This is a genomic window from Francisella uliginis (genome assembly GCF_001895265.1).
Classification (GTDB): domain Bacteria; phylum Pseudomonadota; class Gammaproteobacteria; order Francisellales; family Francisellaceae; genus Francisella; species Francisella uliginis.
Map to the genome: position 1 here is coordinate 1,022,870 of NZ_CP016796.1, position 16,210 is coordinate 1,039,079.

Below are 16,210 nucleotides of genomic sequence, written 5' to 3' on the forward strand. Positions count from 1 at the left end.
ATTTAAATATAGAGTATTACTTACTTTTTTGAAATAAAAAATAAGCTTTTCTAAACTCTTGCCCACAAAGAAGTTTATAGATGATGCTATACTTCATAAAAATATAGATATGCTTAAAATGGTTATAGCTACATAACTACTAGGTATACTGTTGAGTTTTACTTTCTTAATTTTAATCATGATTACGAGTAACCGGAATGAAAAAAGTTTATATTAGAAATTATAAATATTGTATAAATATTGTATAAATATTGTATAAATATTGTATAAATAAGGTTTATCAATATTAGTTTTATAGTTAGTTTTTAAAAAATAAAATAACAAAGGATTTGTTAATAATTGATAGTCCTAGTCAAATTTAAATATAAACCAACTTTAATTATTAATATATTATTATAAGCATAAATAACGATAAATTTAAAAAATTATTATGGTTAAAAAAGTTTTATTTTTGTGTACTGCTTTATTTTATTGTGTAGGTTTTTCTGCAAATCCAACAAATATGCAATTAGCGCATAAGAATAATAATGAAGGCTATGGTATTTGGGTTTCGGGTAAAGGATATATAGGTATTTCTCCAACTAAGTGGTTTCTTATGAAAAATAGAACCGAAGGAGCTAAATATAAGTGGGTATATGATGAAGTTGGCAATAGGTTCTTAGGTTTGATGTATTATAATGTAGGTGGAAAATACACTTTAAGGTTAGTAGAAAGTAAATCATCAGATAATTATGAAATTAATACTCTTTCACAATTATGGTCTACTTATAATCCTAACCTGCATACAACTATATCTATTAATAAAGAAGGTGATATTTTTGTCGCAATATCTACAACCGAAGATTCAAATCAGTCGTTAGGAATTTCTGAATATAGTGTAACTACACATGCATGTATTTGGCGCCGTAATCTTTCTGCACCTATGCAGTGTGTAGATAAAGTGAACGTATTTAAGCATAATGATACAACTACTATAGATCAAGTTACTGTTGATAGCATTCCAGGGGATTATAAATCTACACATAGTCGTTTTTTTGCAGTAGCTGGTAATATGTTTTATAACTGTTTATATTATGGTGAAGAGAGAGATCCTATGGGTACTAGTTGGCAATTTGACTGTTACAGTGAGACTGTTGTTAAACAAAATGATGAAGAAAAACAGGGAGCGTTGCAAGCTATAACTAGTGGTGGAAATTATTCAGATAATGAGATTATTGTAGTTTCTAGTAATGGTTACTATTTCATCAATAAAGATGATTGGTGGAATTTTGAGGAAGGGGGCGTTAATTATCCTAAATTTAACACTATTATGGTTGGGAGTAAATTTTTAACGAACAGTATTTCTAATGATATTGATTGTTTTATTAAGTATTCTGAGCTTAGTGAACTTGTGTATAGAAACACTGCTTGTGGAACTGAATTTGATAAAATAGTAAATATTAATTATATATCAAATAACGAAGGTAATTTAGTGTTGGGAACTGGGTTACAAGGTTCTATAATTGCTTCTCCGAATGGAGGCAAAGATTGGTTTACTGGAATAATTAATACTGGTGATGTTAATGCTAATTTTAACGATAGTATAGTTTCTAGGTCTCATTTCGCTGCGTTCTCAGGCGAAATAGGTATATTAGAGACAGATAAAGGTGATATATATCTTTCCCAAGATCCAGGTAATATTCCTAATTCTTTTTGGTATAAAGCTCCCGATCCAGAATCTGAATATCATTCATAATATAAATTTTAAACTAATTCGATAAAAAAATAGGGACTGCTTTGGTAACTTTATTTTTAGATATCTATAGCTTAATGTTTGACTATATTATTTGTAGGCGATAATTTTTATATCATAAAGATTGAAGAAAACTTTCTCTTAAAAAAATAAAATATATAATTACTTTAAATTAATTTAATCTATAAAATGTTTAATGTTAAATATAAGAAAACAAAATCCATTCTTTTTATTATGCTTTTTTGAATATTTCGAAAGATTTGGTTATTACGGTTTTAGTTATACATCAATCTTATTTTTTATGAGTAGTTATGGATTTAATTTTACCGAAAAACAAGCTGTCGTATTATTTGGAGCATTTGCAGCGTTAAGCTATGTTTTTAATGCTGTTGGAGGATATATAGCTGATACGATACTGGGTATCAAAAGAACAATGTTTTCAGGTGGTGTATTATTATTGCTTGGTTATGCAATGATTGCTATTGGAGCTGCTATTGCATTTAAAGAGCTTATATATATTGCTATAGCATGTGTTATTTTAGGGGCTGCATTATTTAAGCCTGCTCCTACCAACCTTATTTCTAGGATATATACAGATCATTCAAAGATAGATTCTCTTTATACCATATTCTACATGTCTATTAATCTTGGCTCATTATCTGCATCATTATTAATACCTATTTTATCAACTAGATTAGGATACACATTTACATATTTTATATGTTCTTTTGGATTTGTATTAGCAATAGCAAATACTTTATTAAGCTACTCTAGTATTAAAGAAATTGATAATAGTGTTGGTAAAGCAAAACTTGAGATTAAAACATTTAGTTATTTTATATTAGGGGTTTTAGCGACAATACTTATTCTTAGCTATATTTTAAAATACGGCTATTTATCTACTTTTATACTTTGGGCTGGGGCTATATTTATATTTTCTATTTTTGTATCACAAATATTTATCGAAAAAGATGTAATGGCTAAAAAGAAAATTCTAGTAGCAATAGTTTTACTTTTTTATGCTGTAGTATTTTTTATAATATATCAGCAAAAATTTACTACTGTCTTACTTTTTAATGTTCATCATGTAAATTTACATTTCTTAGGTATGGATGTTGATGCCCAGCAAATACCAGGAGTATTAAATACGCTAGGTGTTGTAATATTATCGCCATTACTTGCATTAGTATATACCAAGCTTAAAGATAAAGACCTTTGTCTCCCACATAAATTTGCAATGGGGTTATTCTTATGTGGTCTAGCGTATGGAACAATGTATTTAGCTTGTTTATTAAATGCTCCAACAGCAAAAATAAGTATTTGGTGGGAAGTTTTAGCTATTACAGTATTCTTCTCATCCGCTGAATTACTTATAAGTGCTTTAGGGTTAGCTCTTATGGCTAAGCTTTTACCTAAAAGAATTATGGGATTTGCAATGGGAACTTGGTTTATTACATCAGCAATAGGTATCAAACTAGGAACTATGATTGCAACTTATGTAAGTAGTAGTGTCAGATATGATTCTAAAATAGGCTTTGATACGCAAATGACTATTAGTAGTTATTATAGTTATCAGCATTTATTTGCGATGATATCCATAATAACTATAGTTATTGCATTTTTTGCTTTTATTATAGGTAAAAAGCTTAATAACATGATTCAAGAATAATATTATGAACAAAACTTTTTCTTCTTATAAAGCATTTATCTTACTTTTGATTACAATAACAATGTGGTCGACAGCTTTTATTGGTATCCGTTATTTGATGCTAAAAGGTTTTAGTGCAGGTGGTTTATCTTTATCCAGATATGGTGTTGCTAGTATAGTGATGTTAATAATTTTTATAAAACAAAAGAATAAAACTATCCCTAGCTTATTGGATTTAATGAGATTTGCTATATTAGGGTTCTTTGGCTTTTTTTCATACAATGTTTTTTTAAACTCTGGTGAAGCTAGGATTACAGCAGCTAGTGCAAACTTTATTATTGCTCAAGCACCTATTGTAGTAGCATTGTTAGCATATGTGTTTTTTAGAGAAAAGATTACAAAGCTTGGTATTTTGGGTTTTTGTATAGCTCTAGTTGGTGCTGGTATAATTTTCTTATCAAGTGATGATACATCTTTTGAGTTTGTTGGAATTTGTTTTGTATATTTAGCTTGCTTTTCAGGTGCGATATATTCAATTTTTCAAAAAAGTATATTAACAAAATTTCATCCTATAGAAGCTGTGGCTTATTTTATATGGTTTGGCACTGCTATGCTTCTTATATACTCAAAAGAAGCTTTTGTAGAGATTAGTTCTGCAGATTTAACTAGTATATTAGTAATAATTTATATAGGGGTTTTCCCTGGAGCATTGGGCTATTTATTTTGGGGATATGCGTTTAGAAACTTAAAAGCAACAGTAGCTATCGCATCGTTATATTTTATGCCAATAATATCAATATTTCTTAGTTGGTTATTTTTAAATGAGGTAGAAGATATCTTTGGTATTATTGGTGGAATAATTAGTGTGATAGGTGCTTATATAATTAGTAAATATGGTTTAAGTAAAAAAACTGATTAAAACCTTTAAAGTTTGTTACTCTCAACATTTTAATAAAAATCTTTTTTGTCTATAATATCTCTCAAGTTTTGAAATAAAGGATAAATATGCAAATAGTTGATCAAATGAAAGATAAAGCTTTAGAAGAGCTTAATCTTGTCAAAGATAAAAAATCCCTAGATGATATTCGAGTAAAATACCTTGGTAAAAAAGGTGAGCTAACAGGTATGATGAAGCTTATAGCTACTCTACCTAATGAAGAAAAGCCTAAATTAGGCCAAGCGGTAAATATAGCTAAACAAGCTTTACAACAAGCAATTAATACAAAATTATCTCACTTTGAAGAGGCTGAGCTAAATGAAAAGCTAGCAAAAGAGAAAATTGATGTAACTTTATCTGGCGTAGGACAAAATCAAGGTTCTTTACACCCAGTGACAAAAACTTTGAATAGAATAGAATCATTTTTTAAACAAAATGGTTTTGCGATTGAGTTTGGTCCAGAAATTGAGAGTGATTATTATAATTTTGAGACATTAAATATTCCATCACATCATCCTGCTCGAGCTATGCATGACACTTTTTATATAGATAATAATCATGTTTTAAGAACGCATACTTCTGGTGTGCAGATTAGAACAATGGAAAAGCAAGATCCACCAATTAGAATAATTGCTCCAGGTAGAGTTTATCGTTGCGATTCAGATGTTACTCATACTCCGATGTTTCATCAGGTTGAAGGTCTACTTGTAGAAAAAAATGTATCTTTTGCTGATTTAAAAGGTTTATTACATGCGTTTTTAAATTCATTCTTTGAAAAAGATTTAAAAGTACGTTTTAGACCGTCATATTTCCCATTCACTGAGCCATCGGCTGAAGCAGATATGGAGTGTGTAATGTGTGATGGTAAAGGCTGTAGAGTTTGTAAACATACTGGCTGGTTAGAAGTACTAGGTTGTGGTATGGTTCACCCTAAAGTTTTAAAAGCTGGAAACGTAGATCCAGAAGTATATCAAGGCTTTGCTTTTGGTATGGGTGTAGAGAGATTATCAATGCTTAGATATGGAATTGATGATTTAAGAATGTTCTTTGAAAACGATCTAAGATTTTTAAAACAGTTTTAATTATTATTTGAGGTTTATAAATGAAATTTTCACATAATTGGTTAAATGAATATTTAAGCGATACTCAAGATAGCCAAAATCTAGCAGATACATTAACTCTAGCAGGTTTAGAAGTTGATGCAATAGAACCAGTAGTAGCAGAAAAAGTAACAAATGTTGTAGTTGGACAAATCAAAAGTATCACAAAACATCCTGATGCAGATAAATTAAATATTTGTAGTGTTGATGTTGCAGAAGGAGAGCCTTTAACAATTGTTTGTGGTGCTAAAAATATTTATGAAGGTATGAAAGCTCCTGTAGCAAAGATAGGTGCAGTATTACCTGGTAATTTTAAAATTAAAAAATCCAAATTACGTGGACAAGCATCTTTTGGTATGATGTGTTCAGAAGAGGAGTTAGGCCTAGCTGAAAAAGCAGATGGTTTGATGGATCTACCTGTAGATGCTCCTGTAGGTGAAGATATTAATGAGTATCTAAAACTAGATGATAATATAATCGAAGTTGATCTGACACCAAATAGAGCAGATTGCTTAAGTGTATATGGTATTGCTAGAGAGGTATCAGCTCTTACAAAAGCTAAACTTAAAGAACTTGAAACTCCAGATATTGAAACAGATATCAAAGATACTAAAGAAGTAAATATCACAGCTACTGATGCATGTAAGTCATATTATGGATGTATCATTAAAAATGTAAATAATAATGTTCAAACACCATTATGGATGGTTGAAAAACTAAGAAGAAGTGGTGTTGGTAGTATCTCATTTTTTGTAGATGTGACAAATTATGTAATGCTTCTTACAGGTCAACCAATGCATGCTTTTGATCTTGATAAGTTAGATGGCAGTATAAATGTACGTTATGCTAAACAAGATGAGGATCTAACACTTTTAGATGATACTCAAGTTAAGCTAGACTCAGATACTTTAGTAATTGCAGATGATAAAAAAGCTTTAGCAATAGCAGGTGTTATGGGCGGTCTTGATTCATCTATAACTACTGATACTAAAGATATATTCTTAGAAAGCGCTTTCTTTGTTCCAGAGAAAATTGCTGGTAAAGCGCGTAAATATAACTTACATACAGATTCATCACATAGATTTGAAAGAGGTGTTGATCCTCAACTTGCTAAAAAAGCTATGAAATTAGCTATTAAACTAATTACAGAATTTGCAGGTGGGGAAGTAGCTCCTATTCACGGTAGTGAGGATTTAGAAAGCTTAAATAAACAAGTTAAAATTACTCTATCTATTGAAAAGTTAAATCGTGTTTTAGGTACTGATCTAACTATTGACTATGTTACAGAGGTTTTAGAAGCTCTACATATGGATGTTGATACAACTTTTGACAGTAATTGTATCGAGGTAGTAGCTCCATCATATCGTTTTGATATGGAGATACCTGAAGATTTAATCGAGGAAGTTGCACGTATTTATGGATACTCAAAACTTCCTGAAACTATGCCTAAATATGCTGCTTCTAAAACTAATATCTCAGAAACTAAGCAATCATTTGATATCTTAAATGCTAGATTAGTTGATAGAGGTTATCATGAAGCTATTAATTATAGTTTTATTGATCCAAAGTATGATGAATTTTTCTTTGAGCAAAAGGGTATAGCTATTCAAAATCCAATATCGCAAGACTTATCTATAATGAGACAGTCCTTGATACCAGGCTTGATAAATTCTTTTAAAGCAAATACAGCTCGTCAGCAAAATAGAATAAGAATATTTGAAAAGGGTGCTTGCTTTAAATTAGAAGATAATCAAAGAGTTCAATTTGATAAAATTGCGGGCTTAGCTTATGGTGAGTTACTAAATATAAATTGGTCAAATACTAAGAAAGTAGATTTCTTTGATGTTAAAGCTGATATTGAAGCATTGTGTAGTGATATTACTGATCTAAGTTTTGAAGTTTGTGATGATGTGAAATGGCTACATCCTGGACAATCAGCTTATATTTTAGCCGATGGTAAGAAAATTGGTCTAATAGGTGTAATTCATCCAAATGTATTAAAGACTTTCCAAATTAAAGCAAAAGCTCCTATCGTATTTGAAATAGATTTAGAAGTTTTAACTAAGAAACAGATACCAAGCTTTGAAAAAATTTCTAAATATCCATCAGTATCAAGGGATATTTCATTCTTAGTGGATAAATCTGTACTTGCTGGAAATATTACAAAAGCAATAAAAGATTTAGATATAAATATTCTGAAAGATGTAAGCATTTTTGATATTTATGAGTCTCAAGAAAATGAAAGAAAAAGTATAGCATTAAGTATGCTTTTCCAGGATAATGCTCAAACTTTAGATGATAAAGTAATTATAGAAAGTACAGATAAAGTTTTAGAAACTCTAAAAACTAAGTTTGATATTGAGCAAAGAATGTAAATTGTTTTAGTTCATAAAGTTTATTAATAAAATACTCACTTGAACCAAAGTCTAGGGGGGGAGTTATAAATAAGTATCCTTGGATAAAAAAGAGAGTATTCTATTAATATTTGAGGCTTATTTAAGCTTGTAAAATTAAGTTTTTCTGCTTACCTAAACCTTGTATTTCTAATTCAAGTATATCATTCTCTTTTAAATAACGAGTTTGTTCACCAAGAATCTCATTTTCTAACTGAACACCTTTAGGTGTACCTGTTAAAATAACATCGCCTGGCTCTAAGGTGAAGTACTCACTTAACTTAGATATTAAATAAGGAATACTAAATATCATTGTTTGTGTAGAGCCATCTTGGACAAACTCATTATTTACTTTGGTTTTTATAAAAAGGTTTCTAGGATCTATTTCATCTTTAGTAACTAAATATGGTCCAAGAGGACAGAAGGAGTCACAACTCTTTCCCATATTATATTGTCCAGGCTTTTGAAATTGTAAGCTTCTATCTGAAACGTCATTACCAATACAATATCCAAAGATATATTCATTAGCTTGATCTTCTTTGATGTTTTTTGCAGTTTTACCAATAATTACTGCTAATTCATTTTCATAGTCGAGTTTTCCACCAATTTTAGGAATATATATAGGATCATACGGACCAGTAATACTACTTGATGGCTTTTGGAAAAATATAAAACTCTCAGGTTTAACTTTTGGTCCGCCAAGAAAATCTACTCTTTCTAAATGATCTAAATAGTTCATGCCTATAGCAACAATTTTTCCAGGATTAGATATACAGCTTTGTATATTTTCTTTTTGTATATTTTCTGAGAGAATTGGTAAGGAACTTAAATTAAAGTTATTTACTATAGACTTTAGTGCATTAATATTTTGCGGAGATATCTCTTGTGTAAGGTTTTTAATATTAAATAGTGTATTATTTGATAATATACATGGGTATATATTGCCCTTATGTTTGTAACGTAAGAATTTCATAGTAAGACTCCTTTTTTATAGAAATAAATCATTTGAATCAATGATTTTATTCAGGATTTAGTTCTAATTGTTTAAATATGATGCAGTGTACCGAAAATAATGCAAGATTAATTTAATGCTTATTTAATGTTATATTATAATAAAAGTAATATGAACTATATTTTAGAAGCTAACTTAGATTTTTTAGTAAAATAATTAGAGGTATGTGAATTTATGAATCAAATTAAAAAAGCCATATTAATTACATTTGCTTCATGTATATCTATCCTAATTTTATATCTATTAGATATAAGTGATTTTATGATATATTTTTGGACTATTATTTTTTCTATATTCTCAGCGATTAGCTGCTCGAGGGTTAAGAAGGCTGATCAGGTTTGGTTTATTTTAAAGTCTAGTCTTTTAAGTATTTTGGTTATTTTTATAACTTCATTTAGTTTATATTTTTCATTACCAATATTTTTGCTAGTATTATTCCTGAGTGTTTTTTTCTGTTATTCGATTCCTGCTATTTTTAACTATTGTGATAGGTTAAGTGTTTTTTTAGTAGTTTATATTGTTACAGCATTTCTATTTAAACAACAAATACAGTTAGATTTTTGGTTAAGTGTGAGCCATTTTATTTGCGGGTTATTTTTAGGCACGGCTACTACGATATTATGTTTATTAATTTTACCTAGAATTGATTTTCCGGAAGTCCGTAAGGTAGGGTTTAACCAGTATCATTTAGCGCTAAGAGCGGCATGTGCTATTTGTTTAGGTTTTTTAATATTTAATATAACACCTTTGTATAACTTTGCTTGGATTTGTTATTCAATTTTAGTTTCATTAAGACTTAATGTTGCAGATTCAATTAAAGTTAGTATCCAACGCTTATCAGCAACAATAATTGGTATAATCTTAGGAAGCATATTGAGTTATGAGGCATTTATATATTTTCCAAGCTCAATATATGCAACTACTATTTTATTATTATTTTTAACAATAGTTTTTATTGAGAAAAATTATTTTCTGGGAGTGTTATTTGTTACGATGATGCTCTCAAATATTTTTTATATTATTAATCCTATAGGATATACAATTACTAGCTATTTATTAGTAAGGATTAGTGATACTTTAGTTGGTTTGGGTATAGGTATATTTTGTTCTTTATTAATATTACCAAAATATGTTTTTTATGAGTTAAGGCTAGAGTTGATAGATATCTTAATAGGACTAAGTGAGATATGTAAAAGCTCTAAGAAAGAGAGTTTTAAAAATTTAGACTCATCATTTGATTCATTTAATACAAGTTATATTAAGTCTAAATATGAACCTATTTCGTTATTCTCTAATAGATTTCCTTTCTTAGAAGAAATGATGCCGCATCTAGATCAAGTGTATAGTTTTATTAAAGGCAAAAACTTTGAAAAGGCCAGTAATTTAGATTTAGAAATACTTTCTAATAGACTAGAAAATTTAATATACCTAATACAGACAAGAGGTAATCCAAGATTTTCTAATTATTTATTAGATAAAAAAATTAGTAATAAAGATATTTTAAATATTGAAAATCATGTTTTCTCCATCCAAGAAATTTATTTGTCTATGTTAGCAGTTAAAGAATGGAAATTTGATTTCAAATAAGTTAAAAATAAGCCCTTATAATTCCAAAATACTCATGAATAATTCTTTGAGTTATATAGAAGTTATAAGCACTTGGTAATACTTTAATATTTGGAACAAGTTTGGATGAAGCTAAACTCATAGTATTTATATCAAATTTATCAAAGAGTATTTTAGCTCTTTTATAATGAATACCTCCAGTAATTAAACAATAAGTTTTATCTTTTTTTATAAGCTCTTTAGTATACTTGGCATTTTGATAAGTATTTTTAGATTTCTTTTCTAGTAGAATATCAGAGTTAGGTATACCTAACTTATATAATTCTTTGGCATAAATTTCAGCTTCTGATATTTTATATCTAGTAGGAACTCCACCAGTTACAATAATTTTTTGCGGGTATTTATTATAAACTTCCGCAGTCTTAATTATACGGTCATATGCTCCAAGGCTTGGTTCTAACGTTCCAAAAGCATCGTTTAGGCCAGCTCCTAACATGATAATACCGTCTGTTTTGGCACAGACTGCTATATTTGAAGTTTCTGACTGAATTGGTTTTGCTAGAATATACCCTAAAATACCACTACCAGTTAGGTAATAAAATATAGTTATAAGTATTAAAAAATATCTTAAGTATCCTTTTGATAGAATACATCCAATAATTAAAACAATTAAAAATAAACAACCAAGATCTAATAAACTACTCATTCTTAAACCATATCTATTTTGCAAAAAAACCACCAAGCATTTGAGTATAAGTTTCAGTATCTTTATTATTACATCCTCTAAATGACACACAAGTATGTTTAGCAGTTATCTTTACAGAGACATCTTGTGTACCGAGGATAAATTTTAAACTTTCAAATATTTGTGCAGTCATTCTTTCTTGTATCTGAGGACGTCTAGAAAAAAAATCACAAATACTATTTATGCGACAAAGGCCTATAATATTATTATTTTTTGGAATAAATGAAACCTCAGCAGTACCTTCAAATGGCACAAAGTGATGCTCACAAAAAGACATTATAGTAATATTTTTTTGGGTTAAAACTCCATTATATTTGAATTCATTTTCATATAAAGCACAAGCGGGGAAATTATTATAATCAAGACCATTGAATATTTCTTGAGAAAACATTCTTGCTATTCTAAACGGAGTTTTATCAAATTCATGAGTTTCTAGACCTAAAGTATCTAATATTTCACGATACGCCTTAGAGATCTTTTGTATTTTTGTATCATTATCTATGTTGAATTGTCTTGGTTGTTCTAAACCTAGTTTTATTAGATGGTCACGAACATTTTTACCTAGTTCAGAGCAGTATGTGTTTGACATTTTTAGTCTTAAATCTCATATAATCGAGTATTAGCGATATTATATTATTTAATAAATCATCTTTATAGAGTAAATGTTAATTATTAGTGTTAATATAGCTAGGTTAAAAATATAGGAAATAAAAATTCATGCAATTCTCAGATCTAGGTTTAAACTCTTCAATTTGTAGTGCTTTAGAAAAAAAAGGCTATACAAAACCAACACCAATCCAGTCAAAATCTATTCCATTAATTTTAAAAGGCCATGATGTTATGGCATCAGCACAAACTGGGACAGGTAAAACAGCGGGTTTTACACTACCTATTATACAAAAGCTTTTAGATCAGCCTAAAGCTCAGGCAAATAAAATTAAAGTTTTGGTTTTAACACCAACAAGAGAGCTAGCTGCACAAATCCAAGATCAGGTTAGATTATATGGTGAGAATACTCATATACGTTCAGCGGTTGTATTTGGTGGAGTAAGTATAAATCCACAAATGATGAAGTTACGTAAAGGTGTAGAGATACTTATAGCTACTCCAGGTAGGTTACTTGATTTATATAGTCAAAATGCTATTAAATTCGATAGCTTGAATACTTTAGTTCTTGATGAAGCAGATAGAATGTTAGATATGGGATTCATAAATGATTTAAAGAGAATTCATAAACTTTTACCTAAAAAGATTCAAACTTTAATGTTTTCGGCTACTTTCTCACCAGAGATTAAAAAGTTAGCAAATGAGTTTCTTAATAATGCTCAATCTGTATCTGCTGATGTTGTAAACACTACCGTTAAGAAAATTACACAGAAGATTTACACTTTAGATAAAGCTAATAAAATTAATGCGCTAATAGCCTTAATTAAAGAACAAAATTTACATCAAGTATTAGTTTTTTCTCGTACTAAGCATGGTGCAAACAAAATTTCTGAAAAGCTTAATAAAGCAGATATAACAAGTAGTGCTATTCATGGTAACAAAAGCCAAACAGCTCGTACAAAAGCATTAGCTGATTTTAAAGCAAAAGAAATAAATGTATTAGTCGCTACAGATATAGCTGCTCGTGGTATCGATATTGCACAGCTTCCATGTGTTATAAATCTTGATTTGCCAAATGTTGCTGAGGACTATGTTCATAGAATTGGTAGGACTGGTAGAGCAGGACAAGATGGTTTAGCAATATCTTTAGTTAGTGCAGATGAAGTAGAATCATTATCAAATATTGAGCATTTGATAGGCCATCTTTTACCTCGTAATGATCTTGAGGGCTTTGAAGCTACTCATAATGTACCTGTAACTAGTATGTCACGTAAGACTAAAGTAAAAAAGATTAATGAGGTTAAGATAATTGCAGCTAAAAGAGCTAACAAAAATAGTAGAAACAGTACTCAAAAGAAAACTTCAAACCATAATAAAGATTTCGCTAAAAAGATTAGACAAAAAATTAATGCTAATAAAAGTGTTAGAAAACCTAAGAGTGACGTATCATAAACTAGGTACAAGCTTTAAATTTCTCAATCTCAATTTCTACATCTAGATCTTTAATCTCTGCTAAAAAGTTTTGAACATGTTTAGAATCCATATGAACTTTATGACTATTTTCGTCTGTAAAAGTTATAACTTCAAATACAGTTCCATCTTTATTGCAGCCTAACTCATAATGAATGCATCCTAGTTCTGAATTTATTGGCTCTATAAGTTTTTTTGCAAGTTCATAGAGTTCTGAATTTCGGCCATTTTTAGAATCTAATCTAACAAAAACAATTATTTTTTCTGACATAAGCTCTCCATTGCTATATTTGATTTTTAAACTATATGTAGCTTAAATTTAGTCTATCATAGTTTTAATATAAGAGTTATTTTGATAAGTATCTATTATGATATATTCTTAATTAAGTATTTATTAATATTATTTTAACAATTTGCCTTTAAATCTTTTGACAAATCTTTTAGCCTTCCATATTATCCGTAATAATAATCATTATCATTACTTGTTATCGCTATAAATTAGTTTTTTAGACAAATATATCTATGGTGAAACTAGCAAGTTTTATATAAAAATATTTAGGAGAAAAAATGCCTGATCATACTAAATCAGCCTTAAGTTTTGTTTTATTAACCTGGTTTTTAGGAAATTTAAATGTTTACTTTTTTATGCCATTTCTACCATTGATCAAACAGGACTTTATGGCTTCGGCAATGATAGTGCAATACACTATTTCAATATTCTATATCTGCAAAGCTGGAGGAATGTTACTTTTTGGAACCATGGGAGAAGTAATTGGTCGTAGAAAGGTAATGCTTATAGGAATTGCTATGATTTGTATAGCCAGTTTTGTGAGTTTATTTATTACTGATATGAGAGTGCTTTTAATTTGTAGGATGTTCCAAGGTTTAGGAGTAAGTGCTACAGTACTGATGGGGCGTACCATTATAAATGATATTTATGAAGGTAAAGAAGCTGCTCGTGTATTTAGTAAGGTAATGTTGGCTGCATGTATTATAATTACATTACTACCGATATTAGGTGGATATATAGCCAAATTAGATAGTTATAGAATTGCATTTTTTGTAATAATGGCTTATACCTTAGTTATTGGATTGTTTGCTTACTTTTTCTTGCCTGAAACCTCTAAGACTGAAAATAAAGAAAAGTTTGAGATTTCTGCGGTATTTAAATACTATCTAATAGTTATAAGAGAGAGATATTTCTTAGCATTTATCTTATGTACTATCTTTGTAGTAGCAGGGGAGTCTGTATTTGATACAGCTTCACCATTATTAATGATGAATACATATGGTTTTTCAACTATTAGTTATGGATACTTTGTAAGCTTTATGTCATTAATTAGTTGGGTAGGCATCTTAGCTGCAGGAGCGTTACTTAAAAAATATTCTTTAGAAGAGATTATGGGTGTTGGTGCTATATTATCGCTAATTTCTGGCTTAATTATTCTTTTACAAATATTCTCAGGTACTATTCATTTAGTTTTCTTTATCATAAGTATGATTACATTTTTCTTGGGTAGTGGTTTTATACTTACAGTATTTAATGTCGGAGTAGTTAAGAATCATCAAAAGACAGTAAGTATTGCATCTTCAGCATCACTCTTCTTATATTTTTCATGCTCTGCATTAGGAAGTTTTATTATTAGTCACTTCTCTAATAAAACGATTATGCCTCTTGCTATTGCAATGATTATATTATGTTTTATAGTATTTTTATTTTGGCTTGTTCTTTTAGCACCATTGATAAGACTAAACTCTAAAGAGAATTATGCGTAATCGAAAAAAATGTTATAAATCTGAGTTACTCAGATTGTTCTTTCTCTAAACCATTTTGTAATAACATATTTTTCTCCTTTAATAATAGGCTTTGCCCAATGTAAAGTATTTGGATTTACTCTACCTTTTTCATCAAGGCTATTCCAAATAACAGCTGTTCCCAACTTAGGTTTAACAGATAGTTCAAGTTTAGGGAAATCTGTATGTCCACCTTCTTTAACATCGTTCAAATAAATCATAAAAGTCCAAGTTCTCTGTCCTTGCAATGCTGTAAATTTATCATATCCAGCAGTACCTTTCTTAAAATAATCTGTATGTAATTTAAATTCATTACCAACTTGATAATATTGACCTTGGATTATTTCTGAATAGCTAGGATCAATATCTAAATAATCTGCTATTTTTTGATCAATATATTTTATAAATTCGTTACTATGAATTCCTAAATCACAGGTTTGACTAGTACGGAAATACTGATCAGATTCGTGAGGGTTGGTAATAGTTGAAGGTCGAAGATTTTTTTTGATTAGTTCTATTACTTGATTGCATTCTTCTTCTGATAGAAAGTCATGTTGAATATATGCTCTAGCTTTATCACTAGTTACTTTGTTAGCATTTTTGAATCTATCTTCAGAAATATTAAATAGCTGCGGGGGAGTTATTTCATTATTAATTAGATTTTTTAAATATTGACTTAGTTCTTTTAACCCTAGAGCAGATTGAACTATCTTAGGGTCAAATTGATTATCTAGCATTATTTTAAATAATTCTTCTTTATTGCAACCTCGATCAATATTCTCCTTTACCCATGCTTGCCAAGATGCATCTAGTTCGGTAATCATTTTATTATATTTATTTAGTTTACCCTGCTTTCAAGTTTAATAAATCTAGTATCATTTATCTAGCAACTACCGCTGTACCATAGCAAAAAACTTCGGTGCCACTAGTATTACCACCAAGACTACTAGAATCATATCTAATCGCTACAATAGCATTAGCACCTAGTTTCTTAGCTTCCTCTATCATCTCTTGTTCAGCATGTAGCCTTGCTTCTTTACAGACATTTGTATAAGAAGTATTTTTACCACCAATAATATTTTTTAGGCCTCCTAAGATACCTTGAGTAATAGTAGGTGTACGAACAATAATTCCTGTAACTAAACCTTTATGTTCTAGGATTTCTCTTTTATCAAGATTGTCTGCTGTAGTTAATATCATATAAGTA

General features: G+C 29.2%; 14 protein-coding genes. 8 read left to right on the top strand and 6 right to left on the bottom strand.

Annotated features, from left to right (window positions below):
• The first annotated feature begins 430 nt into the window (after nt 1–430).
• The 5 genes from F7310_RS04845 (at nt 431) to pheT (ending at nt 7,792) form a co-directional block, all read left to right on the top strand.
• Nucleotides 431–1,735, top strand: a complete 1,305-nt coding sequence (locus F7310_RS04845) for a hypothetical protein (protein WP_072712197.1) — start codon at nt 431–433, stop codon at nt 1,733–1,735.
• 193 nt (nt 1,736–1,928) lie between these two features.
• Nucleotides 1,929–3,401, top strand: coding sequence for a peptide MFS transporter (locus tag F7310_RS04850; protein WP_072712199.1), 1,473 nt, complete (start codon nt 1,929–1,931; stop codon nt 3,399–3,401).
• Nucleotides 3,402–3,405: 4 nt separating this feature from the next.
• Nucleotides 3,406–4,299: a DMT family transporter gene (locus F7310_RS04855; protein ID WP_072712201.1), complete on the top strand. Its 894-nt coding sequence runs from the start codon at nt 3,406–3,408 to the stop codon at nt 4,297–4,299.
• A gap of 86 nt (nt 4,300–4,385) precedes the next feature.
• Entirely contained in the window at nt 4,386–5,399 is a 1,014-nt protein-coding gene (gene pheS / locus F7310_RS04860; protein ID WP_072712203.1) for a phenylalanine--tRNA ligase subunit alpha, read from the top strand.
• A 20-nt stretch (nt 5,400–5,419) separates the two neighbouring features.
• The gene (pheT, locus tag F7310_RS04865) at nt 5,420–7,792 is read left to right on the top strand and encodes a phenylalanine--tRNA ligase subunit beta (RefSeq protein WP_072712204.1); all 2,373 of its coding nucleotides are present in this window, start codon (nt 5,420–5,422) and stop codon (nt 7,790–7,792) included.
• Between the two features lie 121 nt (nt 7,793–7,913).
• Here the strand turns inward: pheT and F7310_RS04870 are convergent, their stop codons facing one another.
• Entirely contained in the window at nt 7,914–8,783 is an 870-nt protein-coding gene (locus tag F7310_RS04870; protein ID WP_072712206.1) for a fumarylacetoacetate hydrolase family protein, read from the bottom strand.
• Nucleotides 8,784–8,996: 213 nt separating this feature from the next.
• Between F7310_RS04870 and F7310_RS04875 the strand changes: the two genes are divergently transcribed.
• Nucleotides 8,997–10,409: an FUSC family protein gene (locus F7310_RS04875; RefSeq protein ID WP_072712207.1), complete on the top strand. Its 1,413-nt coding sequence runs from the start codon at nt 8,997–8,999 to the stop codon at nt 10,407–10,409.
• 1 nt (nt 10,410) lies between these two features.
• On the opposite strand, the gene F7310_RS04880 is transcribed toward F7310_RS04875, so the two are convergent.
• Together F7310_RS04880 and folE are read right to left on the bottom strand one after the other, a co-directional pair.
• Entirely contained in the window at nt 10,411–11,094 is a 684-nt protein-coding gene (locus F7310_RS04880) for a YdcF family protein (RefSeq protein WP_072713537.1), read from the bottom strand.
• 13 nt (nt 11,095–11,107) lie between these two features.
• A complete protein-coding gene (gene folE, locus F7310_RS04885) occupies nt 11,108–11,722 on the bottom strand; it encodes a GTP cyclohydrolase I FolE (protein WP_072712209.1) in 615 nt (204 codons plus the stop codon).
• A 128-nt stretch (nt 11,723–11,850) separates the two neighbouring features.
• Between folE and F7310_RS04890 the strand changes: the two genes are divergently transcribed.
• Nucleotides 11,851–13,191 (top strand): DEAD/DEAH box helicase, encoded by a 1,341-nt coding sequence (locus tag F7310_RS04890; protein WP_072712210.1) that lies wholly within the window; start codon nt 11,851–11,853, stop codon nt 13,189–13,191.
• A gap of 1 nt (nt 13,192) precedes the next feature.
• Here the strand turns inward: F7310_RS04890 and F7310_RS04895 are convergent, their stop codons facing one another.
• Nucleotides 13,193–13,480 (bottom strand): putative quinol monooxygenase, encoded by a 288-nt coding sequence (locus tag F7310_RS04895; protein WP_072712212.1) that lies wholly within the window; start codon nt 13,478–13,480, stop codon nt 13,193–13,195.
• Between the two features lie 296 nt (nt 13,481–13,776).
• Here F7310_RS04895 and F7310_RS04900 point away from each other — a divergent pair, with 296 nt between their 5' ends.
• Nucleotides 13,777–14,985, top strand: coding sequence for an MFS transporter (locus tag F7310_RS04900; RefSeq protein ID WP_072712213.1), 1,209 nt, complete (start codon nt 13,777–13,779; stop codon nt 14,983–14,985).
• A 29-nt stretch (nt 14,986–15,014) separates the two neighbouring features.
• On the opposite strand, the gene F7310_RS04905 is transcribed toward F7310_RS04900, so the two are convergent.
• Both F7310_RS04905 and F7310_RS04910 read right to left on the bottom strand, forming a co-directional pair.
• Nucleotides 15,015–15,827: a prolyl hydroxylase family protein gene (locus tag F7310_RS04905; protein WP_084645191.1), complete on the bottom strand. Its 813-nt coding sequence runs from the start codon at nt 15,825–15,827 to the stop codon at nt 15,015–15,017.
• Between the two features lie 55 nt (nt 15,828–15,882).
• Nucleotides 15,883–16,203 (bottom strand): YbjQ family protein, encoded by a 321-nt coding sequence (locus F7310_RS04910; RefSeq protein ID WP_072712215.1) that lies wholly within the window; start codon nt 16,201–16,203, stop codon nt 15,883–15,885.
• Between the last annotated feature and the right edge of the window lie 7 nt (nt 16,204–16,210).

Coding starts and splice junctions, on each gene's coding strand:
- F7310_RS04845 (WP_072712197.1), top strand. CDS start 431: ATGGTTAAAAAAGTTTTATTTTTGTGTACTGCTTTATTTTATTGTGTA.
- F7310_RS04850 (WP_072712199.1), top strand. CDS start 1,929: ATGTTAAATATAAGAAAACAAAATCCATTCTTTTTATTATGCTTTTTT.
- F7310_RS04855 (WP_072712201.1), top strand. CDS start 3,406: ATGAACAAAACTTTTTCTTCTTATAAAGCATTTATCTTACTTTTGATT.
- pheS (WP_072712203.1), top strand. CDS start 4,386: ATGCAAATAGTTGATCAAATGAAAGATAAAGCTTTAGAAGAGCTTAAT.
- pheT (WP_072712204.1), top strand. CDS start 5,420: ATGAAATTTTCACATAATTGGTTAAATGAATATTTAAGCGATACTCAA.
- F7310_RS04870 (WP_072712206.1), bottom strand. CDS start 8,783: ATGAAATTCTTACGTTACAAACATAAGGGCAATATATACCCATGTATA.
- F7310_RS04875 (WP_072712207.1), top strand. CDS start 8,997: ATGAATCAAATTAAAAAAGCCATATTAATTACATTTGCTTCATGTATA.
- F7310_RS04880 (WP_072713537.1), bottom strand. CDS start 11,094: ATGAGTAGTTTATTAGATCTTGGTTGTTTATTTTTAATTGTTTTAATT.
- folE (WP_072712209.1), bottom strand. CDS start 11,722: ATGTCAAACACATACTGCTCTGAACTAGGTAAAAATGTTCGTGACCAT.
- F7310_RS04890 (WP_072712210.1), top strand. CDS start 11,851: ATGCAATTCTCAGATCTAGGTTTAAACTCTTCAATTTGTAGTGCTTTA.
- F7310_RS04895 (WP_072712212.1), bottom strand. CDS start 13,480: ATGTCAGAAAAAATAATTGTTTTTGTTAGATTAGATTCTAAAAATGGC.
- F7310_RS04900 (WP_072712213.1), top strand. CDS start 13,777: ATGCCTGATCATACTAAATCAGCCTTAAGTTTTGTTTTATTAACCTGG.
- F7310_RS04905 (WP_084645191.1), bottom strand. CDS start 15,827: ATGATTACCGAACTAGATGCATCTTGGCAAGCATGGGTAAAGGAGAAT.
- F7310_RS04910 (WP_072712215.1), bottom strand. CDS start 16,203: ATGATATTAACTACAGCAGACAATCTTGATAAAAGAGAAATCCTAGAA.